Source organism: Photobacterium sp. DNB22_13_2 (genome assembly GCF_052873915.1).
Window position 1 is genome coordinate 1 of sequence record NZ_JBNNXU010000118.1, and the last position, 277, is coordinate 277.

Consider the following 277-nt stretch of genomic DNA (forward strand, 5'->3'; position numbering starts at 1 on the left):
CTCACCACCCGTGCGCGCCATCAGCGTGAAGGCACCAGCACGCGGTGCGTTGGTGATGAAGCGCTTGGTGCCGTTGATAACGTAGTGGTCGCCATCCAGCGTGGCACGGGTCTGCAGTGATGCGGCATCCGATCCGGCGCCCGGTTCCGTCAGCGCGAACGAGATGATCAGCTCGCCGCTGGCAATGCGCGGCAGGTAGTCGGCCTTCTGCGCATCGGTGCCGTCCATCAGGATGCCCTGCGAACCGATGCCGACGTTGGTGCCAAACACCGAGCGG

Annotated in this window: 1 protein-coding gene; it reads right to left on the reverse strand. The window is 65.3% G+C overall.

Annotation, left to right across the window (positions count from 1 at the left end; translation table 11 throughout):
- On the reverse strand, nucleotides 1–277 hold a 277-nt coding region (locus tag ACVA58_RS28045; RefSeq protein WP_446513513.1), incomplete at both ends, for an acyl-CoA dehydrogenase family protein.